The sequence below is a fragment of the Nocardioides sp. genome (assembly GCF_035481145.1).
In the GTDB taxonomy this organism is placed as follows: Bacteria; Actinomycetota; Actinomycetes; order Propionibacteriales; family Nocardioidaceae; genus Nocardioides.
Map to the genome: position 1 here is coordinate 1 of NZ_DATIHB010000069.1, position 24,530 is coordinate 24,530.

Genomic DNA, 24,530 nt, shown 5'->3' on the forward strand with positions numbered 1-24,530 from the left:
GGTAGCCGGTGACGCCGTCGGCGAGGGCCCGCTGCAGCGCCTCGAGCACGACCGGGTCGAGGGCGTAGTCCATCTCCGCGACCCAGGCGGGGATCACGCCGGGCGGGACCGTGCCCCACTTGAGGGGCAGCGCACGTCGTGCCTGCTCCTCGGTGAGGTCGACGACGGGCCGGCGCTCGACCCCCACGACCTCAGACCTGCTCGCGACTCGCGACCGCGGCGGCCACCCGCTCGATCGACTCGGCAAGCAGTACGCCGTTGTCCTGGCGTCCGTCGCGGTAGCGGAAGGAGACAGCACCCTTCTCGACGTCGTCGTCGCCCGCGATCATCATGAACGGCACCTTCTGTAGCTGCGCGTTGCGGATCTTCTTCTGCATGCGGTCGTCCGACTCGTCGACCTCGCACCGCAGGCCGAGCGCGTTCATCTGCCGCGCGACGTCGTACAGGTAGTCGACGTGGCGCTCCGCGATCGGGATCGCGGTGACCTGCACCGGAGCGAGCCACGGCGGCATGGCGCCGGCGTAGTGCTCGAGCAGCACGCCGAAGAAGCGCTCGATCGAGCCGAACTTGGCCGAGTGGATCATCACCGGCTGGTGCTTGGTGCCGTCGGGGCCGACGTACTCGAGGCCGAAGCCCTTGGGCTGGTTGAAGTCGTACTGCACGGTGCCCATCTGCCACGTGCGCCCGATCGCGTCCTTGGCCTGGACCGAGACCTTGGGGCCGTAGAAGGCGGCGCCACCGGGGTCAGGGACGAGCTCGAGCCCGGTCTCCGCGCAGACGTCCTCGAGGACCTTGGTCGCCACCGCCCAGTCCTCGTCCGAACCGACGAACTTCGCCTTGTTGGAGTCGTCGCGGGTCGAGAGCTCGAGGTAGAAGTCCTGGAGGCCGAAGTCACGCAGCACGGTCAGCATGAAGTTGAGCAGGTGCTTCACCTCGGCAGGCGCCTGCTCCTTGGTGCAGTAGCTGTGCGAGTCGTCCTGGGCGAAGCCGCGGACCCGGGTCAGGCCGTGGATCACGCCGGACTTCTCGTAGCGGTAGACGTGGCCGAACTCGAAGAGACGCAGCGGCAGCTCGCGGTAGGAACGACCACGGCTCGAGTAGATCAGGTTGTGCATCGGGCAGTTCATCGCCTTGAGCTGGTAGTTCGTGCCCTCGAACTCCATCGGCGGGAACATCGTGTCGGCGTAGTACGGCAGGTGGCCACTGGTGTGGAAGAGGCCGTCCTTGGTGATGTGTGGGGTGCCGACGTAGGAGAAGCCCTCCTCGATGTGGCGCTGGCGAACGTAGTCCTCCATGACCCGCTTGATCACACCGCCCTTGGGGTGGAAGACCGGCAGGCCCGAGCCGATCTCGTCCGGGAACGAGAAGAGGTCGAGCTCCCGGCCCAGCTTGCGGTGGTCGCGACGCTCGGCTTCCTCGAGGAGGTGCAGGTAGTCGTCGAGCGCCTCCTTCGACTCCCACGCGGTGCCGTAGACCCGCTGCAGCTGCTTGTTCTTCTCACTACCCCGCCAGTACGCCGCGGCGGAGCGCATCAGCTTGAACGCCGGGATCCGCTTCGTGGTCGGCAGGTGCGGACCGCGGCAGAGGTCCTTCCAGACCGTCTCGCCGTTGCGGTTGAGGTTGTCGTAGATGGTGAGCTCGCCGGCACCGACCTCGGCAGATGCACCCTCGGCGGCCTCCGCGGAGTTGCCCTTGAGGCCGATCAGCTCGATCTTGTAGGGCTCGTCAGCCAGCTCGATCCGGGCGTCGTCGTCGTTGGTGACGCGCCGGGAGAACTTCTGGTTCTCCTTGACGATCTTCTTCATCTTCGACTCGATCTTCTCCAGATCGGCCGGGGTGAAGGGCACCTCGACGTCGAAGTCGTAGTAGAAGCCGTTGTCGATCGGCGGTCCGATGCCGAGCTTGGACTCGGGGAAGAGCTCCTGCACGGCCTGCGCGAGCACGTGGGCGCAGGAGTGCCGCAGGATGTCGCGGCCGTCCTTGCTGGCCATCTCGACGCCCTCGACCGTGTCACCGGCGACGAGCTCGTAGGAGAGGTCCTTGAGGACGGCGTCGACTCCGTCGCCCACGCGGGCCGCGATCACGTCAGGCGTCTCGGCGAAGAGCTGCCAGGCCTTCGTGCCCGCCTCCACGGTCCGCTCCTCCGTCCCGTTGGCGGTGACGATGGCGATCTTGATGTCGGACACGCGGACTCCCTCGACGACGGCGTGCGGGATACGGCCCCGCCTCGCCCGGAATCCTAGCGACGTGGACGGGCAGCTGCCGTCGCCCCCTACGATCACGGGCATGGCTGCCCCAGCGCGCACGCTCACGCTCTTCGCGATCCCCGGCGACGGGACCGAGGACGTCGTCGTCCATCCCGACGGCACCGTCTTCACCGGCACGGCCGACGGGAGGATCCACGCCCTCACACCGGCCACCGGCGAGGTCCGCACGGTTGCGCGGACGGGCGGTCGGCCACTCGGGATCGAGCTGCTCGGCGAGGACCGGATCCTCGTCTGCGACGCGGCGCAGGGGCTCCTCGCCGTCGGCATCCAGGACGGCGCGGTCGAGGTGCTCACCGACCAGGTGGACGGCGTCCGGATGCGCTTCCTCAACAACGCCGCCGTGCTGGGCGACGGAACCATCTACTTCACGGACTCCTCGACGGTGCACCCGCTCGTGGACTGGAAGGGAGAGGTCGTCGAGGACACGGCCTCCGGGCGCCTGCTCCGGCGCTCTCCCGACGGCACTGTCTCCGTCGTCCTCGATGGCGTCCGCTTCGCCAACGGCGTCGCCGCGGCGGCCGACTCGTCGTACGTCGTGGTGGCCGAGCTCAACGCGCGGCGCCTGCTCCGCCACTGGCTCACCGGTGCGCGCGCCGGCGAGACCGAGCCGTTCGCCGAGGACCTGCCGGGCTACCCGGACAACATCTCCCTCGGCAGTGACGGTCGTGTGTGGGTCGCGATCGCCTCACCCCGCGACCCGGTCGTCGAGCTGCTCCACCGCCGCGGTCCGGCCTGGCTCAAGCGGCGTGTGTGGCGCCTTCCGGAGCGGCTCCAGCCACGCGTCAAGCGCACCGCACGCGTGCAGGCCTATGACACCGACGGCACGCTCGTCGCCGACCACGACCTCGACGCTCGCGGCTTCCACATGGTGACCGGCGTGCGCGAGCACGACGGCACGGTCTGGCTCGGCAGTCTCGTCGAGCCACGCGTCGCCTGCTTCCGGGCCTGACGAAACAGGCGGGTCCACCTCAGAGGTGCGGCAGCTTCCGGGTCTCGACGAGCTGCCGGGCGACCTCGTTGAGCTTGGTGTTGGTCGTCTGCGAGTAGCGGCGGAGCACGTCGAAGGCCTGGGCGTCGTCAAGGTCGTAGCGCTCCATGAGGATGCCCTGAGCCTGGCCGACGAGCTTGCGCGCGTCGATCGCCTGCGTCAGCGACTCCTCCTGGCGGGCGGCCGCCAGGGCCACCGAAGCGTGCCGGCCGATGATCTCGGCGATCGCGACCTCGTCGACGTCGAACGCCGACGGCCGGCTGGCGTAGAAGGTGAGCGCGCCGAGGGTGTGCTTGGACGTCCAGAGCCGGACCGAGAGTGCACTGTGCAGGCCGAGGTTCGCGGCCGACGGCCCCCAGTGGGGCCAACGGCCGTCGGTAGCGGTGTCCTTGACGAGCACGGAGTGCTCCTCGCCGACAGCGACGAATGCGGGTCCCTCGCCCAGGTCGACCTGGTAGCGGTCGGCCTTGTCGGCGACCTCGGCGGTGCGCGGGCCGCTCTCGACGAGCCTCCCGTGGCGCAGCATCAGCACGCTCGCGCAGTCGGTGCCGACGAGCGCGGGCGCCGAGTCGAGGAGCAGGTCGATCGTCTCCTCGAAACCGCCCTGCTCGTGGAGATGGTGGGCAAGCTGGGCGAAGCTCAGCGCCGAGCGGGACTCGGGCACAGGTCACCTCCGAAAGGGCATCAACAGCACGGGGTCAGCACCATCCTGCCGCCTCTCACAAGGTAGCCCTCACCCGCCCCCTCCGAACCCGTTTCGTCCCACGGGTTGACCGCTGTCACGTCCGCTACCCGTCAACGGCGTCCTCCAGCTCGGCCTTGTTCATCTTCGACCGACCCTTGATCCCCTTGGCCCGCGCCTCGTTGTAGAGCTGGGCCCGTGTCCGCCCGCGCTCCCCCTTGCGCGAGCGGAGCCCTCCGCGGCGACCGGAGGAGATGTCGTCGGTCGAGGTGGGGCTCGACTCCTTCGCCTCGCCGTGACGCGCCCGCTCCTTGTTGACGGTGCGTGCCGCGATCTCCTCGGCGACGTCCTCCGACTTGCCGCGGTCTTCGAGGCCTTCCTTGATGTGCTCGTACTGGCGCTCGCGCTTCTTGCTCCACGCTCGCTGAGGCATCACTGTTCTCCTTCCATCCGTGGGGGTACGACTGTGGGCATGAACGACGTCGTGCCCGCCCCCGACCCGAACGACCCGCGCACCCTGGACCGCAACTTCCAGGAGCTGCTCCAGGAGCTCCGGGTCACGCAGACGGGTGTCCAACTGCTCTCGGGCTTCCTGCTCACGGTGCCCTTCTCCGAGCGTTTCGACTCCCTCGACACCGTCCAGCTGACGGCGTACGTCATCGTCTTCTGCGGCTCCGTACTCGCGACCGCCCTCCTGGTCGCGCCGGTCGCCTTCCACCGGGTGCTCTTCCGCCGGCGGCAGCGGCGGCTGATCGTCGAGGCGGCCAACTGGTTGGCGCTCGGCGGGCTCTCGGTCCTGGCGCTCACGACGAGCGGGATCCTCTTCCTGGTGATCGATCTCGTCGGGCCCCGACCTGCGGCGGTCGCGGCCCTGGGTGTCTGCCTGGCGCTCTTCGTCGTCCTGTGGGCGGCGCTGCCCCTGCTCGGGGCGGCGCGCGCCAACGGCTCAGGCCGACAGCCGGTCGCGGAGGAGTGACTTGCCTTCCTCCGCGCCGCGGATGGACCTCTCCTGGGCCCGCACGAAGAGGGCGGCGGCCTCGTCGTCGCCCGAGCGCCGGGCGTCCTCGATGTAGGTCTCGAGCCTCAGCGCGTTGCTGAGGCAGGTCTCGGTGAACCAGATCAGGTTGTAGTCCTTGTCGGCGGTGCCGGTGACGACGCCTGCCTCGGTCAGCTGAGCCATGGGGCTCTCCCTCCTGGGGATCGGAAACGGTCCCTTCATCCGGCCGTTACCCGCGCGGGCCGTGGTCATGCGGATCGGCGGCGGGGTCCGGCGCGGTGCGCTCGGGAAGGTCATCGACGACCTCCTCTCCCCGCCCGCGATCACGCATGGCGGCGAAGATGAGGATGCTCGCGATGAATGCGAGCCCGATCGCTCCGGCAAGCCAGTAGGTCCAGTTCATGGCCACGGCGTACCCCTCAGCACGAGTTTCATGCATCGACGTGTCCGGGGTTGCAGAGGTGGTCTGGACCGGTCTAGGTTCGAAATGCAGTTCAGGTGATCAGCCCTGCTCAAGACGTGGGCAGGCCAGCACGAGCCTTCTAAGGATCGTCATGCACCTCTCTTCCGTTTCTGCAACCACCGCGACGACCACGTCGCACAGCACCACTCCCAGCCGCCTCCAGCGGCGTCAGCGCACCAGGGAGCTCCTTGCCCTGGCGCACTCGACCACCTCCACCAGCGAGCGCGACGAGGCACTCGACGAAGTGGTCCGGATCAACATGCCCGTGGCCCGCACCCTCGCGGCGCCGTACGCGGGACGCGGCATTCCGCTCGAAGACCTCGAGCAGGTCGCGTTCATGGCGCTGGTCCGCGCAGCACGGGGCTTCCACCCCGACCGCGCAGGCGACTTCCTCGCATACGCCGTCCCGACGATCCGTGGCGAGGTGAAGAAGCACTTCCGCGACCACGGGTGGACCGTCCGGCCGCCGCGACGGATCCAGGAGCTGCAGGCCGAGGTGGTCCGCACCCGCTCCGAGCTCGCGCAGACCACCGGGCATGAACCGGACCTGGCCGAGATCGCCGAGCAGATCGGCGAGCCGGTGGAGGAGGTCGCGGAGGCCATGGCCGCCGACGGCTGCTTCTCCCCCAGCTCGCTGGACCAGCCCATCCGCTCCGAGTCCGGGACCTCGCTCGGCGACCTCATGGCCCATGAGGACCCCGGCTTCGAGGCCGCCGAGGCGCGCGCGATGCTGAGCGCCGCCATCGCCACGCTCGGCGAGCGTGACCGCAGGATCCTGCGGATGCGCTTCTTCGAAGGGCTGACCCAGAAGGAGATCGGCCAGGCGATCGGCGTGACGCAGATGCAGGTCTCGCGTCTGCTCACACGGATCCTCGCCGACCTGCGCAGCCAGCTCACGGGGACCACGCCGCCGAGCACGCCGCCCGGCGCTCCGGCTGCGGTCAAGCCGCTCCAGGTGCTCAAGGTCCCGCGTCCGCGTGGCGCGATGGCGGCAGAGCTGCGACCGGCGAGCTGACGTGGGATTCCCTGCACAACACCAGGCTCCGCCCGGGCTGCAGGGCCACATGGAGCCGGTCCCGGACTGCGGTGAGGAGACTTACCGCGGTTCGGGCCGGCTCGCGGGCAAGGTCGCTCTCATCACCGGTGCCGACAGCGGCATCGGCCGGGCGGTCGCCATCGCGTATGCCCGTGAGGGTGCAGATGTGGCGATCTCGTACCTGCCGGTCGAGGAGGCCGACGCCGCCTCGACCGCCCAGCTGGTGGAGGACGCCGGCCAGCGGGCCCTGCTCCTGTCCGGCGACCTCGCCGACCCGGCGTACTGCAGGAGCCTGGTGGAGCGCACCGTCGCAGATCTCGGCCGCCTGGACGTGCTCGTCTGCAACGCGGCGTACCAGATGGCCCACGACTCGATCGCCGACGTGAGCGACGAGGAGTGGGAGCACACCTTCTCCGTCAACATCGGGGCGATGTTCCGCCTCGTGAAGGCCGCGCTGCCCCATCTCGGGGAGGGCAGCGCGGTCATCGGGTCGTCGTCGGTCAACAGCGATGACCCCAACCCCACCCTCACCGCGTACGCCGCGACGAAGGCCGCGATCGCGAACTTCTGCGCCTCCCTGGCCCAGCAGCTCGGCCCGCGCGGCATCCGGGTCAACAGCGTGGCGCCCGGACCGGTGTGGACGCCGCTGATCCCTTCCTCCTTCCCTGCTGAGAAGGTCGAGAAGTTCGGTGACAACACTCCGATCGGCCGCGCCGCCCAGCCGGCTGAGCTGGCGCCGGCGTACGTCTTCCTGGCCTCCGACGAAGCGTCGTACGTCTCCGGCGCCCGGATCTCGGTCACCGGAGGCCGCCCGGTCCTCTGAGGCCGACCCCGCGCCCGAACGGTCCCGGTGTCCGAGCACCGGGGCCGCTCGACCTTGCGCAGGGGAATCGCGGGCTGACGCTCTGGTGGCGCGGCCGTCGGCATGCCATGGTCGAGGCATCGACAGAGGAGGAGCCGTGACGGACGCCCCGGATTTCACCGGCCTGAAGGCGATGTTCATCAACTGCACGCTGAAGCGGTCGCCTGAGGTGAGCAACACCCAAGGGCTCCTCGACGCCAGCGTGGAGATCATGCGCAAGCACGGTGTCGCGGTCGAGGTGCTGCGCGCGGTGGACCACGACATCGCGACCGGGGTCTACCCCGACATGCGCGAGCACGGCTGGGAGAGCGACTCCTGGCCGGAGATCTACCCGCGTGTGCTCGAGGCGGACATCCTCGTGCTGGCCGGCCCCATCTGGCTCGGTGACAACTCCAGCGTTATGAAGCGCGTCATCGAACGCCTCTACGGGCTGAGCGGGATGCTCAACGAGAAGGGCCAGTACCTCTACTACGGACGCGTCGGCGGCTGCGTCATCACCGGCAACGAGGACGGCGTCAAGCACTGCGCTCAGAACGTCCTCTACTCGCTGCAACACCTCGGCTACACCATTCCCCCGAACGCCGACGCCGGCTGGATCGGCGAGGCCGGCCCCGGCCCGTCCTACTTGGACCCGGGCAGTGGGGGTCCCGAGAACGACTTCACCAACCGCAACACGACCTTCATGACGTGGAACCTGATGCACCTGGCGCAGATGCTGAAGAACGCAGGCGGCGTGCCGGCGTACGGCACCTCGCGGCGCGACTGGGACGCCGGTGCACGGTTCGACTTCGAGAACCCGGAGTACCGCGCCTGAGTCTCCAAACGAGGCCGCCGCCACCGCTCAGCGGAGCGTCCCCTGGGGCGTTGCCGCCCAGGCGCGGTACCACTTCTCCGCCTGCTCACGCCGTTCCGGACCACTGACGGGGTCGAGGAACCACACCGCCGCAGCGCCACCCGTGAACGCGAGCGCGAGGAAGGTCAGCTTGCGCCGCCGGCGCCAGCGCTTCCGCGCAGCGGCGAGGGTGTCGCCGGCGCTGTCCAGCACCTCCCCCGGCAGCTCGGTCAGGGCGTGCACACGATCCATCACATCGGCCTGCATGGCGCTCCTCTCATCGATGAGGAGGGAGTACCCGGGGATGCCGGCGTACAAGCGTCGTGGGTCAGTAGACCGTCTTCACCGCTGACTGGGAGCCCGCGTACTCCGTGGTCGTCACCGTCACCGCACGGACGGCTTTGGCTGATCGGTACTTCCACGCGACCGTCACACGCGCGGCGCCGTACGTGTTGGTCGAGGCCGTGGCGAATGTACGCCACACGCCATCGATCCTCCGCTGGAAACGGACCGTCTCGTACTTGTTGGCGAAGTAGCCGGTCTTGTACTCCGCCTTGGAGGTCGCCCTGAAGGTGATCCTCTGCCCGTACGCCGCGGTCGTGTCGCTGATGGACAGAGTGGTCCGGGAATAGGCCTTGCGCATGGTGAACGTGTCGGAGAAGGACGCGCAGACGCTGTAGTCGTCGTAGCAGTACTCACCATCGGCGATGGAGTAGGTGCCCACCCGGTCCATGCCACCGCAGAACATCAAGCCGTCATCTCCGGTCGTCGTCCCACTCCCAGGTGCTGCACCCTCGAAGAAGAGGAAGCTGGCGTAGCCACCGGTCGGGTCCATCACGTCGCCGGAGAACTTCCAGGCGTAGTCCGCGGCGGAGTACTTCGCCTGGTGATACGTGCAGTTCGGATAGATCACGCCGTTGGGGATGTCGACAGAGCCGTCTGCGAGGGCGGGGCTGGCGAAACTGACGACAGCAGCGAGGGCCGCGACAGGCGCGAGGAGGAACTTCTTCATGGGGCAGGACCTTTTGTCAGTGGAGCCTGGGTTACGGCGTCACCGTAGAAGCGACCCCCGACACCTGACCCGCGAATGCGAGCGAACCATCCGAATGGCCCATGCCCAACCGGTCATCCGCCAATGACAACAGCCCCTGACCGCGTTTCGCAGGTCAGGGGCTGTCAGGTGGTGGGCGATACTGGGTTTGAACCAGTGACCTCTTCCGTGTCAAGGAAGCGCGCTACCGCTGCGCCAATCGCCCAAGTCTTGAGTTGTGGTGGTGAGGTGGAGGTGGGTACCGGATTTGAACCGGTGTACACGGATTTGCAGTCCGTTGCCTCGCCTCTCGGCCAACCCACCATGGAGGCCTGGTGTGGCCCAGTCAAGGTGCACTTGACTTCTCCGAGCGGACGACGAGACTCGAACTCGCGACCCCAACCTTGGCAAGGTTGTGCTCTACCAACTGAGCTACGTCCGCATGTTTTCCTTGGCGTTTCCGCCCCGGGCAACGACGAGAACATTAGCGGAACCGGTCGGGCACGCAAAATCCGGGGTCTGGAGCGTGTCGAGTGGGAGGCTTTGCCCATGCAGGCAACGCAGATCGAGGGTGTCTTCACCACGGTGAAGGTCGTCGACGGGCGTCCCGAGCACCTCGGCCTGCATATCGCCCGGCTCGCGGAGAGCGCAGGGATCGTCGGCCTCGGCACCCCCGACCCCGCCGCCGTACGCCGAGTGGTCGCGGCCGCCCTGGAGGCGGCGCCACTCCCCCTCGGCCGCCTGCGCATCACGTGGCAGGGCACGGAGGCAGCTGCGACGGTCGACCCGCAGGCGCCGCACCCCGACACGACGAGCGTCATCCGGGCTCGCGCCGCCCGCGATCCCCAGGAACCGACGGTGGGGGCAAAGACGGAGGCGCTCGGCGCGCAGGGGCGTGGACTCGTCGCCTGGGCCCGAGCCCAGGGCGTCGGCGACACCGTGCTCGCCACGACCGACGGCCGCCTGTGCGAGGGCGCCACCAGCAACGTCTTCTACGTCGTCGAGGGCGAGCTCCGCACGCCCACGCTGAGCACGGGGCTCCTCAACGGCATCACGCGCCAGCTCCTCCTCGCAGCGATCGACGTGCACGAGGCGGACGCGTCGTACGAGGTCCTCCACCGAGCCGACGAGATCTTCCTGACCAGCAGTCTGCGCGGGGTCCAGGCGGTCACCGTCGTGGACGGGCGCCCGGTCGGCAGTCGCCCGACCGGCGGTCCCGGCCCGGTCACGCTGGCTGCGGCACGCTCACTCGCAGCCCTGCCCACCGACGACTGACGTGCGCCCAGGAAATACACAAGGTCCGAACCCCTCCCTCCGGGGTTCGGACCTTGGTGACGAGTGACGTGACTCAGGCAGCCATCAGCTGACCGATGAGCACGTCGAGATCGAGGTGCTCGCTCTCGGTGCCGAGCGGCACCACGGCGAGCGTGCGGTTGACGAAGCGGTAGACGTCCTTCGTCGCGACCTGGACCAGCAGCTCGCCGTCGGGCGAGTGGAGCTCGATGATCACGACCGCCTGGCCCTCGGCGTCGAGGCAGGGCCACACGTGGACGTCGCCGTCGCCGGCCGGAGCCGTGAGGCCACGGACCATCAGGTCGCGGGCGAAGGTCCAGACGACGTCGCCGCCGGAGGTCTGGAACGTCGTCGTGACGGCGTACGGATCCGTGGAGGTGTAGCCCAGCTCGCCCAGCAAGGTCATCGTCTGCCCGGCACCGTCGACACAGTCGAGGCTGACGGACTCGGTGACCTGGGCGGTCCTGATGTCGTCGAAGTTCATGTGGCTACCTCCAGGGATCGGGCCCCTCGTCACGGGCCCTTCGCAAGAGGAACGGGCCTGCGGCGGCGTCATGACGCGGTTTCCGGATCTTCCTTGGACGTGGTGCCCATCACAGCGCTGGCGCGCCCGGCTAGCCTCTCTTCGTGACCGACACCAGGCCCCATCCGCTGAAGCGGCTGCACGAGCGGCTCCACGCGAACCCGGTGACCGGATTGGTCACCAAGATCGTCGTCTCCGTGATCGGCCTCGCCGTCCTCGCTGCCGGCGTCGTCATGATGGTCACGCCGGGCCCGGGCCTGGTCGGCATCGCCGCGGGGCTCGCGATCCTCGCCACGGAGTGGGACTGGGCCGACCGCTGGGTCAAGGCCGCGCGACAGAAGGCGCGCGAGGCTGCGGACAAGGCGCGCGCGATGGACCCCGCCGTACGCCGGAGGCGGACGCTGCTCACCGCAGCCGCCGTGCTTCTGGCTGCGGGCGTGGTCGCGCTGCTGATCTGGCAGTTCGGCTGGCCGTCGCTCGCGGTCACCGGGTGGGACAAGGTGCAGTCGATCAGCGACGTCGTGCCGGAGCTGCCCGGGATGTGAGCCCCGCATGTGACCCGGACGACCGCCCCGGTTTCGGCTCCGTCCGGCCTGTGCGCTAAGGTTTCACGCACACCACGGGTGATTGGCGCAGCGGTAGCGCACTTCGTTCACACCGAAGGGGTCACTGGTTCGAACCCAGTATCACCCACCGTGAGAGAAGGCCCCGGAGCAACAGCTCCGGGGCCTTCGTCGTTGGTCGGTGACGCTCAGCTGAAGGCGTCCTTGACCTTCTCGCCGGCCTGCTTGAGGTTGGCCTTCGCCTTGTCGACGCTGCCTTCGGCCTGGAGGTCCTCGTTGTCGGTCGCGTCGCCGTACTTCTCCTTGGCCTCGCCCGACAGCTCCTCGAACTTGTTCTCGGCCTTGTCATCGAACCCCATGGGTTCCTCCTTCGTGTCGGATGCGTTCCTGACACGGGTACCCGAGGCTCTGCGGAGGATGCATCACCCGAGCGCGGCGAATGCCTCCACGTCCTTGCGCTTGCCGGCGACGATGACCAGGTCGCCGCGCTCGAGGACGGTCTCGGGCGACGCGTAGGTGAACTGCTGGCCGATCCGCTTCACCCCGACGACGGTGATGCCGTACTTCGCCCGGGCACCGGTCTCGCCGAGTGCACGGCCCCAGATGATGCTCGGGGGCGTGGTCTTGACCATGGCGTAGCCGTCGTCGAACTCGATGTAGTCGAGCAGCGTGCCGCTGACCAGGTGCGCCACGCGCTTGCCCATGTCGTGCTCGGGGCGGACGACGTGGTGCGCGCCGATCTTGCCGAGGATCTTCGCGTGGGAGGCCGAGACCGCCTTGGCCCAGATGTTGCCGATGCCCAGGTCGACCAGGACCGACGTGGTCAGGATCGAGGCCTCGAGGTCGGTGCCGATGCCGACCACGGCCTGGCCGAAGTCCTGCACGGAGAGCTGGCGCAACGCTTCCTCGTTGGTCGTGTCGGCCTGGACGACGTGCGTCAGTCGCCCGGCCATCGACTGCACGAGCTCGGCATCCGAGTCGATGCCCATCACCTCGGTGCCCTGCGACATCAGCTCCAGGGCGAGGGACTTCCCGAAGCGACCCAGTCCGAGGACGACGACGCTTCGCTTGAGGGTGTTGGTCCTGCTAGCCAAGGAGGGGCCTGCCTTCCGGGAGGGTGTAGCTCGACTGCCGCTGTCGCAGCGTGATCGCCGAGACGAGGGTGACCGGGCCCAGTCGCCCGAGGAACATGAGCCCGATGATCAGCAGCTTGCCCGGGTCGGGCAGGTCGGCGGTGACGCCGGTGGACATGCCGACGGTGCCGACGGCGGAGGTCACTTCGAACCACGCCTCGCCCAGGCCCAGCGGCGCGAGCGCCATCAACACGAGCGTGCCGCCCATGACGGCCGCCACGGAGAGGAGCGCGATGGCCACGGCCTGGCGCTGGACCTTCTCGTCGATGCGGTAGCCGAAGGCGTTGACCCGGCGCTCGCCGCGGACCTCAGCCCAGATCATCAGGAAGAGCACCGCGAACGTCGTGACCTTGATGCCGCCTGCGGTGCCGGCCGATCCGCCACCGATGAACATCAGGATGATCATGCCGACCCAGGTGCCTTCATACATCTGGCCGACGTCGAGACTGTTGAACCCCGCCGTGCGCGGCATAAGCGCCTGGAAGAAGGTCGTGATCGACTTCTCGCCGAGGTTCATCCCGCCGATGGTCGCAGGGTTCCCCCACTCGGAGACGAGGACGAAGGCCCAGCCGAGGAAGACCAGGACCACGGACGTCAGGATCGTCAGCTTGGCGTGCAGGCTCCACTTGCGCGGCCGCAGCTCGCGGCGGAGCTCGATCAGCACCGGGAATCCGAGCGCTCCGAGGAACGAGGCTGCCGCGACCGGCACGATCACCCACCAGTCGTGCATGAAGCGGACCATGCTGTCGGAGTACGTCGACAGGCCGGCGTTGTTGAAGGCCGAGACCGAGTGGAAGAGCGCCGTCCAGGCGCCGTGCAGCCACCCCTCGTCGTACGAGAGAGCGAGGCGGGGCCAGAGGATGAGGAAGAGGGCCAGCTCGACCACGATCGTCACCTTGCCGACGGCGAGGACGACGCGGCGCAGGTCGCCGAGGCCGACACTGCTGGTCTCCGCGGACGCGAGCAGGGCGGCGCTGAGGCCGAAGCGGCGCGCAAGCACGATGCCGATGACGGTGGCGAGGGTCATGATGCCGAAGCCGCCGAGCTGGAAGAGGGTCAGGATCACGGCCTCGCCGAAGCCCGACCAGTAGGTCTCGGGGTCGACCGTCGCCAGGCCGGCCACGCAGACCGCACTGGTCGACGTGAAGAGCGCGTCGATCAACGGCGCGCTGCCCTCCCCCGCCTTGGAGACGGGGAGCATCAGCAGGGCGGTGCCGGCGGCGATCAGGGCCGCGAACGCCACGACGAGGACCTGCGCCGGGTGCCGGAAACGCTGCCGCCGACCGAACCGCTCGAGGCGGTCGATGCTGTCGGGAGTCAGGTCACCGAGCACGGGTCAGTCGCCGCGCGCTCAGTCGGCGACTTCGCCGAAGATCGTCACCCGGTCGTCGTCGCTGCCGGACTGACCCTCGTGCAGCGTGGAGACGAACCGGAACTCGTCGCCGACCGCCGGCTTCGCCGAGCCCTCGACACGCTGCCAGGACCCGCAGAGCGCGTCGCCGTCGGCACCCTCCAGATCGGCGACACCGTCGCCCTCGAGGCAGAGGCGGCTGGTCCTCGCGTCGTACGACGAGACGACGGCTGTCGTGCGATCCGGCGAGTCAGGACCGGCGACGACGCCGATCAGGTAGCCACCGGCCAGACACATGACACCGGCGGCGATGACGACTGGAGTCGGAAGGTTCACGTTTCCCACGGGCGTCAGTCTGGCACGGACCGGTTGGTGAGGTGCGGCCACACGACGTCGACCGACGCATTGACCGCTGCGCCGATGAGGACGGCGATCGAGACGATGTAGAGCCAGATGAGGACGGTGATCGGCGCCGAGAGCGGTCCGTAGACGCTGGTCGACTCTCCGGCTGTCGCGGTGAGGATCGTGCGCAGCAGCCACGAGCCGCCGATCCAGCAGATGATCGTGAAGAAGGCGCCCGGCAGGTTGTAGCGCCAAGCAGCGCGCGTCGGCACGCTCACGTGGTAGAGCGTCGCGAGGAAGCAGACGCACATGAGCAGCACGGTCGGCCAGTAGAGCCCCTCGAGGAACGAGATCCGGTCGGGGATCCAGCGACGGACCAGTGACGGCCCTGCGATCACGAGCGGGATCGTCACCATGCCGGTGAGGAGGCCGAGGACGTAGAGCCCGAAGGAGAGCGCGCGGGTCTGGATGATGCCTCGCTCACCCCCGAGGCCGTGCATGATCGTGATCGTGTCGACGAAGACGTTGAGCGCGCGGCTGCCCGACCACAGGGCAAGGACGAAGCCGATGGAGATGACGTCGAGACGGCCGCCGTCCATGACGATGTCGAACGTCGGTGCGATGACGGCGTCGACGGTGCTCTCGGTCATCGCCTGGCTGGCCAGGTCGATCACGGTGGTGCGGAAGTCACCGATCTGCGCGGCCGTGAACTGCTCGCTGAAGTAGCCGATCGCGCCGGTGAGACCGAAGATCAGCGGCGGCACCGAGAGCACCGCGAAGAAGGCGGCCTCCGCGGCCAGGCCGGTGACCCGCCAACGCAGGCACGCCGACACGGTGGCCGTGACCAGCCGCCAGAAGTCATGGGCCACCCGACGGGCGAGACGACGGAGCAGCGCGAGCAGCGTCTCCGTCGTCATGGGGTCACCGTAGCGAGCGAGCCGGGCACTTTCCGTGCCCGACCCGCCCGCTCCACGTCACACCGGCCGCGTCAGACCGGCCGCGTCAGACCGAGGCCGTCTCCCCGGTGCGCTCCGGCGTACGGGCGGTGGGTACGGCGAGGGCCGGGCCGTGGCCGTCGTCGATCATCGACGTCTCGTCGAACGGGTCCTCGCCCGAGAGCGCGCGATCGAGCTGCGTCCGGTCGATGCCGCCGGTCCATCCCGCCACGACCAGCGTGGCGACCGCGTTGCCGGCGAAGTTGGTGACGGCCCGTGCCTCCGACATGAAGCGGTCGATGCCGACGATGAGTCCGACGCCGTCGAGGAGCTCGGGACGGTGCGAGCTGAGCCCGCCGGCGAGGGTCGCCATGCCTGCGCCGGTGACACCGGCCGCTCCCTTGGAGGCGATCATCATGAAGAGCAGCAGCGAGACCTGCTCGCCGATCGACAGCGGGTCTCCCAGCGCAGACGCGATGAAGAGAGCGGCCATGGTCAGGTAGATCGCGGTGCCGTCGAGGTTGAACGAGTAGCCCGTCGGGACGACGACGCCGACGGTCGGACGGTCGATGCCGGCGTGCTCCATCTTCGCGATCAGGCGCGGGAGGGCCGACTCCGAGGAGGAGGTGGAGACGATGATGAGGAACTCCCGGCCGAGGTAGCGCAGCAGGCTGAAGATGTTGACGCCCGTGGTCAGCCGGAGGACGGTGCCGAGGATGGCGAAGACGAAGAGCGCGCAGGTGACGTAGAAGCCGAGCATCAGGACGGCGAGGCTCTTCAGCGCGTCGACCCCGGTCTCCCCGACGACGGCAGCCATCGCACCGAACGCACCCACCGGGGCGGCCCACATGATCATCGACAGGACGCGGAAGACGAGTCGCTGTGCGTGGCCGACTCCCTGGAGGATCGGCTGCCCCGCGCTGCCCATCGCCTGGAGCGCGAAGCCGACCAGCAGCGCAACCAGGAGGGTCTGGAGGACCTCGCCGGAGGTCAGGCCGGAAAGCAGCGAGGTCGGGATGATCCCGAGCAGGAAGTCGGCCGTGCTGGCGTGCGCCCCCTCCGCGAGGCCGCTGCCGGCTTCCGCGGCCGACGGTGTGAGCTGGAGTCCGGCGCCCGGGTTGAGGACGTTGCCGACGACGAGGCCGATGCCGAGCGCGACGGTCGACATCGTGAGGAAGTAGGCCATCGCGAGGCCGCCGACCTTGCCGACCTTGGCGGCGCTGCGCACCGAGCCGACCCCGAGGACGATCGTGCAGAAGATCACCGGCTGGATCATCATCTTGATCAGGCCGACGAACGCCTGGCCCAGCGGCTTGAGCTGCACGGCGATGTCCGGGACGACGACGCCGACGCCGATACCGAGCGCAACGGCGGCGATGACCGCCAGGTAGAGGTAGTGGGTGCGGTCCTTGCGGCGCGGAATGGCCTGACCGGTCTGCTGGCTCATGAATCCTCCAGTGGTGCGTCGGGAACCTCCCGAGTGCCTCCATGCTGGGCCGGAGTGTGACGGCGGTCACCGTTGTGTTCACAGAGTTCGCAGGGTGCAGAATCGCCGCATGCGCCGGCCCCGCCGCGCCGGCTCCCTCGCCCGGCAGATCCTGCTCCTCCAGCTCGTGCTGGTGGGCCTGGTCGTTGCCCTCGCGCTCGGGCTGGCGGCGTACGACGCCCGGCGAGACGTCCGCACCCAGGCGACCGCCGAGACGCTCGTCGTCGCGGAGACGGTTGCCGGCTCCCCCGGTGTCCATACGGCGCTGCGCGCCAGCGCTGCGCAACAGGCGGGTGATCCGTGCCGGGGCCTGCAGAGCTACGCCGAGGAGGTGCGCTCCGCCACCGACACGGACTTCGTGGTGATCATGCGGCCGGACCGGACCCGCTGCACGCACCCGGACCCGACCCAGATCGGGAAGCGGTTCATCGGCGACCTCGGCACGGCACCCGCGGGCCGCCCCTTCAGCCAGGAGTACGCCGGCACGCTGGGCCCGTCGGTCCGGACCGTCGTCCCGGTGGTCCACGACGGCAACGTCGCGGGATTCGTAGCGGTCGGGATCACGCTCGATCGGCTGCAGGACGAGCTGGTTCACGCGCTCGCGCCGCTCCTGCTGGCCGGCGTCGGCGTCCTGGCACTCGGTGCTGTGGGGGCCGGACTCGTCAGTCGTCGGCTCCGTCGGCAGACCCACGGGATGGGCGCTGCGGAGATCACGCGGATGTACGAGTACTACGAGGCCGTCCTCCACGCCGTCCGTGAGGGACTGCTCCTGCTCGACACCGCGGACCGGGTCCAGCTCGCCAACGACGAAGCCCGGCGGCTGCTCGGCCTGCCTCCCGACGTCATCGGAAGGCCGTTGCGCGGGCTCGGGCTGCCGCCGGCGCTGGTGCGCGCGGCTGCGGGTGACAGCGCCGAAGCGGACGACATCTACGTGACCGACCGCCATGTGCTCGTGGTGAGCTCCTCCCCCGCGACCTGGCGTGGCCGCACTGTCGGAGCCGTCGTCACCCTGCGGGACCGCACCGAGCTGCAGGAGGTGGCCGGAGAGCTCGACCTCGTGCGCGGGCTCACCGACTCGCTGCGCGCGCAGAACCACGAAGCGGCCAACCGGCTCCATGCCGTGGTCTCCCTGATCGAGATGGGCCAGCCCGAGGAGGCCGTGTCCTTCGCGACCGAGGAGCTCCAGGTTGCGCAGCTGCTCGCCGACCGGCTCACGGCTGCGGTCGACGAGCCCCTCCTGGCAGCGCTGCTCCTGGGCAAGACCGCCGAGGCCTCCGAGCGTGGCGTCGCGCTCTCGGTCGAAGGGCGTCTCTCCGGCTCCGAGCTCCCGCTCGAGCCGCGAGAGCTGCTCACCGTCGTGGGCAACCTGGTGGACAACGCACTCGATGCGGTCGTCGACCAGCCAGCCAGCGCCGTGGACCGGGCCGACGGTCAGCCGCGCCGGGTCCGCGTCACCCTCGACGGGAGCGCAGGGGGCCTGGCGATCACGGTCGACGACAGCGGCCCGGGTGTGGCCCCCGAAGACTCCGCCCACGTCCTCGAGCGTGGCTGGTCGACCAAGGCAGAGGCCGGGCGCGGGGTCGGTCTGGCGCTCGTCGCCCAGGTCGTGCGGCGCCATGACGGCCACATCGGCGTGGAGGACTCACCGCTCGGCGGGGCACGCTTCAGCGTGAAGATCGGGGTGGACGCATGACCATCCGGGTGCTCGTCGTCGAGGACGAGGAGGTCGCGGCACGTGCCCACGCCGCCTATGTCGAGCGGGTGCACGGCTTCGCGGTCGCCGGGGTCGCCCGCTCCGCCGGTGAGGCCGTGCGGCATCTCGCCGGGGACCCCGACGTACAGCTGGTGCTGCTCGACATGCACCTGCCTGACGGCCACGGACTGGGCCTGCTCCAGCGGCTCCGTGCGGCAGGGCACCTGTGCGACGTGATCGCCGTGACGTCAGCCCGCGACGCGGAGGTCGTGCGCGCAGCCGTCGCGCAGGGAGTGGTCCTCTACCTGCTCAAGCCGTTCACGTTCGCGACCTTCCGCAGCAAGCTCGAGCAGTACGCCGCCTACCGCACGCGGCTCGTCGCCAGCGGCGGTGAGGTGGCGCAGGACGAGCTGGACGCGATGTTCGGAACGCTGCACGCCCGGGGCACCAGTGCCCCTCTGCCGAAGGGCATGTCCGCGGAGTCCCTGCGCGAGGTCGTCGCAGTGCTGCGCAGGGCGGGCGTGGGCATGTCGGCGACCGAGGTGGGCGAGCGGATCGGCTCCTCCCGCGTCACGGCGCGTCGCTACCTGGAGCACCTCGCGGACACGGGCTCGGTGGAGCGCACGCCGCGCTACGGCGGCAGCGGCCGGCCCGAGGTCGCCTACCGCTGGCGCTGAAGCGTCCCGAAGTCTCATCCCAGAACGCCGAGACGGCGCGAACTCACGGAATTTTCCGTAAGTTCGCGCCGTCTCACCGACACAGGGCGCAGGTGCGCGCCACGTCGGCACTCAGGCCAGGTCGAGACCCGGGTAGAGCGGGTGCTTGTCGAGCATCTCGGCGGACGCCGCGCGGGTCTTGTCGGCGATGCCGTCGGCCAGCTTGTAGGTCGCCTTCGAGGAGCCACCGTCCTTCGTGACGCCCGGGGTGGTGTTCTTCAGGACGTCGACGACCAGCTCGGCGACGTTGTCGAACTCGTCGTGGCCGAAGCCGCGGGTTGTCAGGGCGGGCGTGCCGAAGCGGATGCCCGAGGTGTACCAGGCGCCGTTGGGGTCGGCCGGGACCGAGTTGCGGTTGGTGACGACGCCGGCGTCGAGCAGCGCCTGCTCGGCCTGGCGACCGGTCAGACCGAAGCTCGTGACGTCCAGGAGCACCAGGTGGTTGTCCGTGCCGCCCGTGACGAGCTTGGCACCGCGCGTGAGGAAGCCGTCGGCCAGCGACTTGGCGTTGTCGGCGACGTTCTGCGCGTAGGTCTGGAACGACTCGGTCTTCGCCTCGGCCAGCGCGACGGCCTTGGCGGCCATGACGTGGGACAGCGGGCCACCGAGGACCATCGGGCAGCCGCGGTCGACGTTGCCGGCGTACTCCTTGGTCGCGAGGATCAGGCCGCCGCGCGGGCCACGCAGCGACTTGTGCGTGGTCGTGGTGACGACGTCGGCGAACGGCACCGGGTTCTCGTCCCCCGTGAAGACCTTGCCCGCGACGAGACCGGCGAAGTGCGCCATGTCGACCATGAGCGTCGCGCCGACCTCGTCGGCGATCTCGCGCATCTTGGCGAAGTTCACGCGGCGGGGGTACGCCGAGTAGCCGGCCACCAGGATGAGCGGCTTGAACTCCTTGGCCTTCGCACGCAGGGCGTCGTAGTCGATGAGACCGGTCTCGGGGTCGGTGCCGTACTGGTTCTGGTGGAACATCTTGCCGGAGATGTTCGGGCGGAAGCCGTGCGTCAGGTGACCGCCGGCATCCAGGCTCATGCCGAGGAGGCGCTGGTTGCCGAGCTCATTGCGGAGCTTCTCCCAGTCGGCCTCGGTGAGGTCGTTCATGTTCTTCACGCCGGCGTTCTCGAGCCACGGGCCCTCGACGCGCTGGGCGAGGATCGCCCAGTAGGCGGTGAGGTTGGCGTCGATGCCGGAGTGCGGCTGGGCGTAGGCGTACTCGGCGCCGAAGAGCTCCTTGGCGTGCTCGGCGGCGAGCGTCTCGACGGTGTCGACGTTCTGGCAGCCCGCGTAGAAGCGGTGACCGACGGTGCCCTCGGCGTACTTGTCCGAGAACCAGGTGCCCATGGTCAGGAGGACGGCGGGGCTCGCGTAGTTCTCCGACGCGATGAGCTTCAGCGACGCGCGCTGGTCCTCGAGCTCCTTGCGAGTCGCCTCGGCGACGCGCGGCTCGACGGAGGCGATCACTTCGAGGGCCTGCTTGTACGCAGAGCTGGTGAGGGCGTTGAGGTCGGTCATGCGGCATAGCCTAGTGACTCGGCTCCGGCGTCTCCGCGGTGACCACGATCACCCCGTTCCTTGGGCTCTGCACGTTGTCACGCTTGGCTGAACACGAGTGGAACGACAGGTGTCTCAGATCACGGACAGATCGTCCACATCACGAGATTTCGGCTTGTGACCGCGGTGTCCGCAACGTGAGACTTGGGTTCGTCAATGTTGGACGTGGGCCCGCCCTGCCTCCGCATTCCCGTTGCCCCGTTCTAAGGACATCGATGAACGACCAGCCCACCGCCGCCGTGAAGGTGGAGATCCCGCGCCCGAAGCGTGGCGAGGGACAGTGGGAGCTCGGCTACCGCGAGCCGCTGAACAAGAACGAGCAGTCCAAGAAGGACGACAACCCGCTCAACGTGCGCGGTCGCATCCTGGGGACGTACTCCAAGAAGGGCTTCGACTCGATCGACCCGGCCGACCTGCGTGGACGCTTCCGCTGGATGGGGCTCTACACCCAGCGCGCTCCGGGCTTCGACGGCGGCAAGACGGCCACCCTCGAAGAGGAGGAGCTGGACGACCGCTACTTCATGATGCGCGTCCGCACCGACGGCCAGATCCTGACCGGCGCCATGCTGCGCGCGCTCGGATCGGTCTCACAGGACTTCGCGCGCGGCACCGCCGACATCACCGACCGCAACAACATCCAGTACCACTGGATCGAGGTCGAGTCGGTGCCGGAGATCTGGGAGCGGCTCGAGGTCACCGGCCTGTCGACGATCGAGGCCTGCGGCGACTCGCCGCGCCCGTTCCTCGGCTCCCCCGTCGCCGGCATCGCCAAGGACGAGCTGATCGATGGCTCCTCGGCGCTGGCCGAGATCAAGAAGCGGGCGATCAACAACCCCGACTTCTCCAACTTCCCGCGCAAGTTCAAGACCGCGCTGACCGGCCACCCGTCGCACGACGTGGCCCCCGAGGTCAACGACGTCGCCTTCGTCGCGACCGTCCACCCCGAGCACGGCGTCGGCTTCGACTGCTGGGTCGGCGGAGGCCTCTCGACCAACCCGCACCTGGCCGCCAAGCTCGGTGTCTGGATCCCCCTCGACGAGGTCGCCGACGTCTGGGAAGGCGTCGCCGGGATCTTCCGCGACTACGGCTACCGCCGTCTGCGCTCGCGCGCCCGCCTGAAGTTCCTCGTTGCCGACTGGGGTGTCGACAAGTTCCGCGAGGTGCTCGAGGTCAAGTACCTCAAGCGCACGCTGGAGCGCTGCGAGTCGCCGGCCGTCCCCGAGCACCAGGGCGACCACATCGGCGTCCACGAGCAGAAGGACGGCAAGTTCTTCATCGGCGCCGCGCCCGTCGTCGGCCGCATCAATGGCGACGTCCTCCTCGGCCTCGCCGACCTCGTCGAGCAGTACGGCGCAGAGGGCGCCCGGTTGACGGCGTACCAGAAGCTCGTCGTGATCGGCGTCGACGGCAAGGACACCGCGGCGTTCGCCGAGGGCCTGGAGAAGATCGGGCTGACCGCGACGCCGTCCAACTGGCGCCGTCGCACGATGGCCTGCACCGGCATCGAGTACTGCAAGCTCGCCATCGTCGAGACGAAGCAGCGCGCTGCTGACCTGATCGACGAGCTGGAGAAGCGGTTCCCGGAGCTCGACTCCCCCATCTCGATCAACCTCAACGGCTGCCCCAACGCATGCGCCCGCACGCAGGTCGCCGACATCGGCCTCAAGGGCATGCTCGTGCTCAACGAGGCTGGCGAGCAGGTGTCGGGCTACCAGGTCCACCTCGGTGGCGGACTGGCACTCGGGGCGAACTTCGGCCGCAAGCTGCGCGCCCACAAGATCACCTCCGCCGGCCTCGACGACTACGTGACCAAGGTCGTGTCCAACTACCTCGAGGGCCGCGAGTCCGGCGAGAGCTTCCAGACCTGGGTGCAGCGCGCCGACGAGGACCTGCTGCGCTGATGACCATCACGACGATGAGCTCCCGCGCGGAGATCTACCACTGCCCGTTCTGTGGCGAAGAGGACATCCGTCCGCACTCCGCCACGACCGGCGAGTGGGAATGCCGCAGCTGCCTGCGGGCGTTCACCGTCACCCTGCTCGGCTTGATCCGTCCTGACTTCTCCCCTCCTGACGGGTACGCCGAGCCCGTCGAAGGATCGGAGGACCGTTCATGACGGCCGCCACCACCCGTGCTGCACGCCTGTCGCGCGGCTCTCAGATCGAGGGCCGCTCCCAGGAGGAGCTGCGCGAGATCGTCTCCCACGTGGGCGCCGAGCTGGAGCTCGCTCCGGCCGAGCACATCATCGAGTGGGCCGCTGCGACGTTCGGCGAGCGCTTCTGCATCACCTCCTCGATGGGCGACGCCGTCCTGGCGCACCTGGCCTCCAAGGTCGTGCCCGGCATCGACGTCGTCTTCCTGGACACCGGCTACCACTTCGCGGAGACGATCGGCACCGCCGACGCCGTGAAGCACACCCTGCCGGTCAACCTGATCACGATCACGCCGCGCCAGACCGTCGCGGAGCAGGACGCCGAGTACGGCGCCGAGCTCTACAAGCGCGACCCCGACCTGTGCTGCAAGCTGCGCAAGGTCGACCCGCTGGCCACCTCGCTCGACGGCTACGACGCGTGGGCCACCGGCCTGCGTCGCGCCGAGACCCACAACCGGGTCACGGCTCCTGTCGTGGGCTGGGACGCCAAGAAGAAGAAGGTCAAGGTCTCGCCGATCGCGCGCTGGACCGACGAGCAGGTCGAGACCTACATCGCCGAGAACGGCGTGCTGGTCAACCCGCTCGTCTACGACGACTACCCCTCGATCGGCTGCTGGCCGTGCACCGCCCGCGTCAAGCCGGGCGACGATCCGCGCTCGGGGCGCTGGGCCGGCCAGAACAAGACCGAGTGCGGCATCCACACCTGATGACTTCCGTGGTCGCGCACCGCGAGACCACCGCCACAACTCCATAACCCCGACTGATCGACAGCGTTGTCGCTCTCGCACCGATATCCCCGAAGGGAGGCCGCACACGATGGCTGCTCCTGCACTGGTTGCCCTGGCTCACGGTTCCCGTGACCCGCGGTCGGCCGCGACGATCAACGCCCTCGTAGCCGAAGTCCGGTCCATGCGACCCGACCTCCGCATCGAGGCAGCGTTCCTCGACCTGTCGCGCCCGTCGTTCACCACGGTCGTCGACCGCCTGGTCAAGGCCGGCTTCGACGAGATCGTCGTCGTACCCCTGCTGCTGTCGGAGGCGTTCCACGCCAAGATCGACGTGCCGTCGGCCGTCGCCGAGCAGGCTGCGCGTCACGAAGGCCTGCAGATCCGGGCCACCGCGATCCTGGGCCATGAGATGTCGTTCCTCGAGGTGCTCGACCAGCGCCTGCGCGAGGCCCTCTCGGCCGCTCGATGTCGCGAGCTCGACGCCCTCGTCCTGGCCGCTGCCGGCTCCTCGGACCCGCTCGCCAACCAGGCCGTCGCCCGCCTGGCCCGCGTATGGGGCGCGCACCACAAGCTCCCGGTCAAGGCCGCCTACGCCTCGAGCGCTCCCCCGGCCACGGGCGAGGCCGTCCGTGCCTTCCGCAACGAGGGACGCCGTCACATCGCGGTTGCGTCGCTCTTCCTGGCTCCCGGCTCGTTGATCGACCGGGCCTCCGAGCTCGCGGTCGAGGCGGGCGCCGTCGCGGTCTCCGAGCCGCTCGGTGCCCACCCGGAGCTCGCCCGCACCATCCTGGCGCGCTATGCCGTCGGGGCGGTCGAGCTCGTCCCCGTCTGATCGCCGAAGCGGCGCAAACCTGCGCCGCGCGCACGCCGAGGCGGCGTGAACCTGCAGGGGTACCTGCAGGTT

Annotated in this window: 28 protein-coding genes, 4 tRNA genes and 1 pseudogene; 14 read left to right on the top strand and 19 right to left on the bottom strand. The window is 69.1% G+C overall.

Going from position 1 to position 24,530, the window contains the following annotated elements:
* Both VLF38_RS06075 and thrS read right to left on the bottom strand, forming a co-directional pair.
* Positions 1 to 187 (bottom strand): annotated as a pseudogene (locus VLF38_RS06075) (cystathionine beta-lyase); the annotation flags it as partial.
* A gap of 4 nt (positions 188 to 191) precedes the next feature.
* Positions 192 to 2,186, bottom strand: coding sequence for a threonine--tRNA ligase (thrS, locus tag VLF38_RS06080; protein ID WP_325270390.1), 1,995 nt, complete (start codon positions 2,184 to 2,186; stop codon positions 192 to 194).
* 100 nt (positions 2,187 to 2,286) lie between these two features.
* On the opposite strand from thrS, the gene VLF38_RS06085 reads away from it, so the two are divergent.
* The gene (locus VLF38_RS06085) at positions 2,287 to 3,216 is read left to right on the top strand and encodes an SMP-30/gluconolactonase/LRE family protein (RefSeq protein ID WP_325270391.1); all 930 of its coding nucleotides are present in this window, start codon (positions 2,287 to 2,289) and stop codon (positions 3,214 to 3,216) included.
* A 19-nt stretch (positions 3,217 to 3,235) separates the two neighbouring features.
* Here the strand turns inward: VLF38_RS06085 and VLF38_RS06090 are convergent, their stop codons facing one another.
* Positions 3,236 to 3,919 carry a GAF and ANTAR domain-containing protein gene (locus tag VLF38_RS06090; protein WP_325270392.1) on the bottom strand — a complete coding sequence of 228 codons (684 nt, stop codon included), beginning with the start codon at positions 3,917 to 3,919 and terminating at the stop codon, positions 3,236 to 3,238.
* Between the two features lie 124 nt (positions 3,920 to 4,043).
* A complete protein-coding gene (locus VLF38_RS06095) occupies positions 4,044 to 4,370 on the bottom strand; it encodes a plasmid stabilization protein (RefSeq protein ID WP_325270393.1) in 327 nt (108 codons plus the stop codon).
* 39 nt (positions 4,371 to 4,409) lie between these two features.
* Between VLF38_RS06095 and VLF38_RS06100 the strand changes: the two genes are divergently transcribed.
* Entirely contained in the window at positions 4,410 to 4,913 is a 504-nt protein-coding gene (locus VLF38_RS06100; protein WP_325270394.1) for a DUF6328 family protein, read from the top strand.
* Here the strand turns inward: VLF38_RS06100 and VLF38_RS06105 are convergent.
* Positions 4,884 to 5,117, bottom strand: a complete 234-nt coding sequence (locus VLF38_RS06105; RefSeq protein WP_325270395.1) for a hypothetical protein — start codon at positions 5,115 to 5,117, stop codon at positions 4,884 to 4,886. The two genes, VLF38_RS06100 and VLF38_RS06105, sit on opposite strands and share 30 nt — an antisense overlap.
* Before the next feature lie 46 nt (positions 5,118 to 5,163).
* Positions 5,164 to 5,337 carry a hypothetical protein gene (locus VLF38_RS06110; RefSeq protein WP_325270396.1) on the bottom strand — a complete coding sequence of 58 codons (174 nt, stop codon included), beginning with the start codon at positions 5,335 to 5,337 and terminating at the stop codon, positions 5,164 to 5,166.
* 151 nt (positions 5,338 to 5,488) lie between these two features.
* Between VLF38_RS06110 and VLF38_RS06115 the strand changes: the two genes are divergently transcribed.
* From VLF38_RS06115 to VLF38_RS06125, 3 genes are all read left to right on the top strand, one after another.
* Complete coding sequence (locus tag VLF38_RS06115; RefSeq protein ID WP_325270397.1) at positions 5,489 to 6,412, top strand: sigma-70 family RNA polymerase sigma factor; 924 nt, start codon at positions 5,489 to 5,491, stop codon at positions 6,410 to 6,412.
* Between the two features lie 49 nt (positions 6,413 to 6,461).
* On the top strand, positions 6,462 to 7,256 hold the full coding sequence (locus VLF38_RS06120) for an SDR family oxidoreductase (RefSeq protein ID WP_325270398.1): 795 nt from the start codon (positions 6,462 to 6,464) through the stop codon (positions 7,254 to 7,256).
* A gap of 136 nt (positions 7,257 to 7,392) precedes the next feature.
* Entirely contained in the window at positions 7,393 to 8,109 is a 717-nt protein-coding gene (locus VLF38_RS06125; protein WP_325270399.1) for a flavodoxin family protein, read from the top strand.
* A 27-nt stretch (positions 8,110 to 8,136) separates the two neighbouring features.
* On the opposite strand, the gene VLF38_RS06130 is transcribed toward VLF38_RS06125, so the two are convergent.
* The 5 genes from VLF38_RS06130 to VLF38_RS06150 all read right to left on the bottom strand — a co-directional run bounded on the left by VLF38_RS06130 (position 8,137) and on the right by VLF38_RS06150 (position 9,599).
* Entirely contained in the window at positions 8,137 to 8,394 is a 258-nt protein-coding gene (locus tag VLF38_RS06130) for a hypothetical protein (protein ID WP_325270400.1), read from the bottom strand.
* Positions 8,395 to 8,455: 61 nt separating this feature from the next.
* On the bottom strand, positions 8,456 to 9,139 hold the full coding sequence (locus VLF38_RS06135; protein ID WP_325270401.1) for a hypothetical protein: 684 nt from the start codon (positions 9,137 to 9,139) through the stop codon (positions 8,456 to 8,458).
* Between the two features lie 169 nt (positions 9,140 to 9,308).
* Positions 9,309 to 9,383, bottom strand: a tRNA-Val gene (locus tag VLF38_RS06140).
* Positions 9,384 to 9,407: 24 nt separating this feature from the next.
* Positions 9,408 to 9,481 (bottom strand) — tRNA-Cys (locus VLF38_RS06145).
* A 45-nt stretch (positions 9,482 to 9,526) separates the two neighbouring features.
* Positions 9,527 to 9,599, bottom strand: a tRNA-Gly gene (locus tag VLF38_RS06150).
* 107 nt (positions 9,600 to 9,706) lie between these two features.
* Between VLF38_RS06150 and VLF38_RS06155 the strand changes: the two genes are divergently transcribed.
* Entirely contained in the window at positions 9,707 to 10,432 is a 726-nt protein-coding gene (locus tag VLF38_RS06155) for an aminotransferase class IV (protein WP_325270402.1), read from the top strand.
* A 73-nt stretch (positions 10,433 to 10,505) separates the two neighbouring features.
* On the opposite strand, the gene VLF38_RS06160 is transcribed toward VLF38_RS06155, so the two are convergent.
* Positions 10,506 to 10,934, bottom strand: a complete 429-nt coding sequence (locus VLF38_RS06160; protein WP_325270403.1) for an SsgA family sporulation/cell division regulator — start codon at positions 10,932 to 10,934, stop codon at positions 10,506 to 10,508.
* Between the two features lie 143 nt (positions 10,935 to 11,077).
* Between VLF38_RS06160 and VLF38_RS06165 the strand changes: the two genes are divergently transcribed.
* Positions 11,078 to 11,518, top strand: coding sequence for a PGPGW domain-containing protein (locus tag VLF38_RS06165; RefSeq protein WP_325270404.1), 441 nt, complete (start codon positions 11,078 to 11,080; stop codon positions 11,516 to 11,518).
* Between the two features lie 76 nt (positions 11,519 to 11,594).
* Positions 11,595 to 11,666, top strand: a tRNA-Val gene (locus VLF38_RS06170).
* 58 nt (positions 11,667 to 11,724) lie between these two features.
* Here the strand turns inward: VLF38_RS06170 and VLF38_RS06175 are convergent.
* The 6 genes from VLF38_RS06175 to VLF38_RS06200 all read right to left on the bottom strand — a co-directional run bounded on the left by VLF38_RS06175 (position 11,725) and on the right by VLF38_RS06200 (position 16,744).
* A complete protein-coding gene (locus VLF38_RS06175) occupies positions 11,725 to 11,895 on the bottom strand; it encodes a CsbD family protein (protein ID WP_325270405.1) in 171 nt (56 codons plus the stop codon).
* Positions 11,896 to 11,958: 63 nt separating this feature from the next.
* Positions 11,959 to 12,630 carry a TrkA family potassium uptake protein gene (locus VLF38_RS06180; RefSeq protein WP_325270406.1) on the bottom strand — a complete coding sequence of 224 codons (672 nt, stop codon included), beginning with the start codon at positions 12,628 to 12,630 and terminating at the stop codon, positions 11,959 to 11,961.
* Positions 12,623 to 14,002: a TrkH family potassium uptake protein gene (locus VLF38_RS06185; RefSeq protein WP_325270407.1), complete on the bottom strand. Its 1,380-nt coding sequence runs from the start codon at positions 14,000 to 14,002 to the stop codon at positions 12,623 to 12,625. The genes VLF38_RS06180 and VLF38_RS06185 overlap by 8 nt, the downstream gene beginning before the upstream one ends.
* Positions 14,003 to 14,020: 18 nt before the next feature.
* Entirely contained in the window at positions 14,021 to 14,365 is a 345-nt protein-coding gene (locus VLF38_RS06190; RefSeq protein WP_325270408.1) for a hypothetical protein, read from the bottom strand.
* Positions 14,366 to 14,370: 5 nt separating this feature from the next.
* Complete coding sequence (locus VLF38_RS06195) at positions 14,371 to 15,279, bottom strand: YihY/virulence factor BrkB family protein (protein WP_325270409.1); 909 nt, start codon at positions 15,277 to 15,279, stop codon at positions 14,371 to 14,373.
* 85 nt (positions 15,280 to 15,364) lie between these two features.
* On the bottom strand, positions 15,365 to 16,744 hold the full coding sequence (locus VLF38_RS06200; protein WP_325270410.1) for a cation:dicarboxylate symporter family transporter: 1,380 nt from the start codon (positions 16,742 to 16,744) through the stop codon (positions 15,365 to 15,367).
* Between the two features lie 109 nt (positions 16,745 to 16,853).
* Between VLF38_RS06200 and VLF38_RS06205 the strand changes: the two genes are divergently transcribed.
* Together VLF38_RS06205 and VLF38_RS06210 are read left to right on the top strand one after the other, a co-directional pair.
* Complete coding sequence (locus VLF38_RS06205) at positions 16,854 to 18,476, top strand: sensor histidine kinase (protein ID WP_325270411.1); 1,623 nt, start codon at positions 16,854 to 16,856, stop codon at positions 18,474 to 18,476.
* Complete coding sequence (locus VLF38_RS06210) at positions 18,473 to 19,153, top strand: response regulator (RefSeq protein ID WP_325270412.1); 681 nt, start codon at positions 18,473 to 18,475, stop codon at positions 19,151 to 19,153. Before VLF38_RS06205 ends, VLF38_RS06210 begins: the two co-directional genes overlap by 4 nt.
* Positions 19,154 to 19,264: 111 nt before the next feature.
* Here VLF38_RS06210 and VLF38_RS06215 read toward each other — a convergent pair whose 3' ends face one another.
* Positions 19,265 to 20,707, bottom strand: coding sequence for a glycine hydroxymethyltransferase (locus VLF38_RS06215; protein WP_325270413.1), 1,443 nt, complete (start codon positions 20,705 to 20,707; stop codon positions 19,265 to 19,267).
* 254 nt (positions 20,708 to 20,961) lie between these two features.
* Here VLF38_RS06215 and VLF38_RS06220 point away from each other — a divergent pair, with 254 nt between their 5' ends.
* The 4 genes from VLF38_RS06220 to VLF38_RS06235 all read left to right on the top strand — a co-directional run bounded on the left by VLF38_RS06220 (position 20,962) and on the right by VLF38_RS06235 (position 24,458).
* The gene (locus VLF38_RS06220) at positions 20,962 to 22,647 is read left to right on the top strand and encodes a nitrite/sulfite reductase (protein ID WP_325270414.1); all 1,686 of its coding nucleotides are present in this window, start codon (positions 20,962 to 20,964) and stop codon (positions 22,645 to 22,647) included.
* Entirely contained in the window at positions 22,647 to 22,862 is a 216-nt protein-coding gene (locus VLF38_RS06225; RefSeq protein ID WP_325270415.1) for a hypothetical protein, read from the top strand. The genes VLF38_RS06220 and VLF38_RS06225 overlap by 1 nt, the downstream gene beginning before the upstream one ends.
* A complete protein-coding gene (locus tag VLF38_RS06230; protein ID WP_107699524.1) occupies positions 22,859 to 23,605 on the top strand; it encodes a phosphoadenylyl-sulfate reductase in 747 nt (248 codons plus the stop codon). Before VLF38_RS06225 ends, VLF38_RS06230 begins: the two co-directional genes overlap by 4 nt.
* 109 nt (positions 23,606 to 23,714) lie before the next feature.
* Positions 23,715 to 24,458, top strand: a complete 744-nt coding sequence (locus tag VLF38_RS06235) for a sirohydrochlorin chelatase (RefSeq protein ID WP_325270416.1) — start codon at positions 23,715 to 23,717, stop codon at positions 24,456 to 24,458.
* The last annotated feature ends 72 nt before the right edge of the window (positions 24,459 to 24,530 follow it).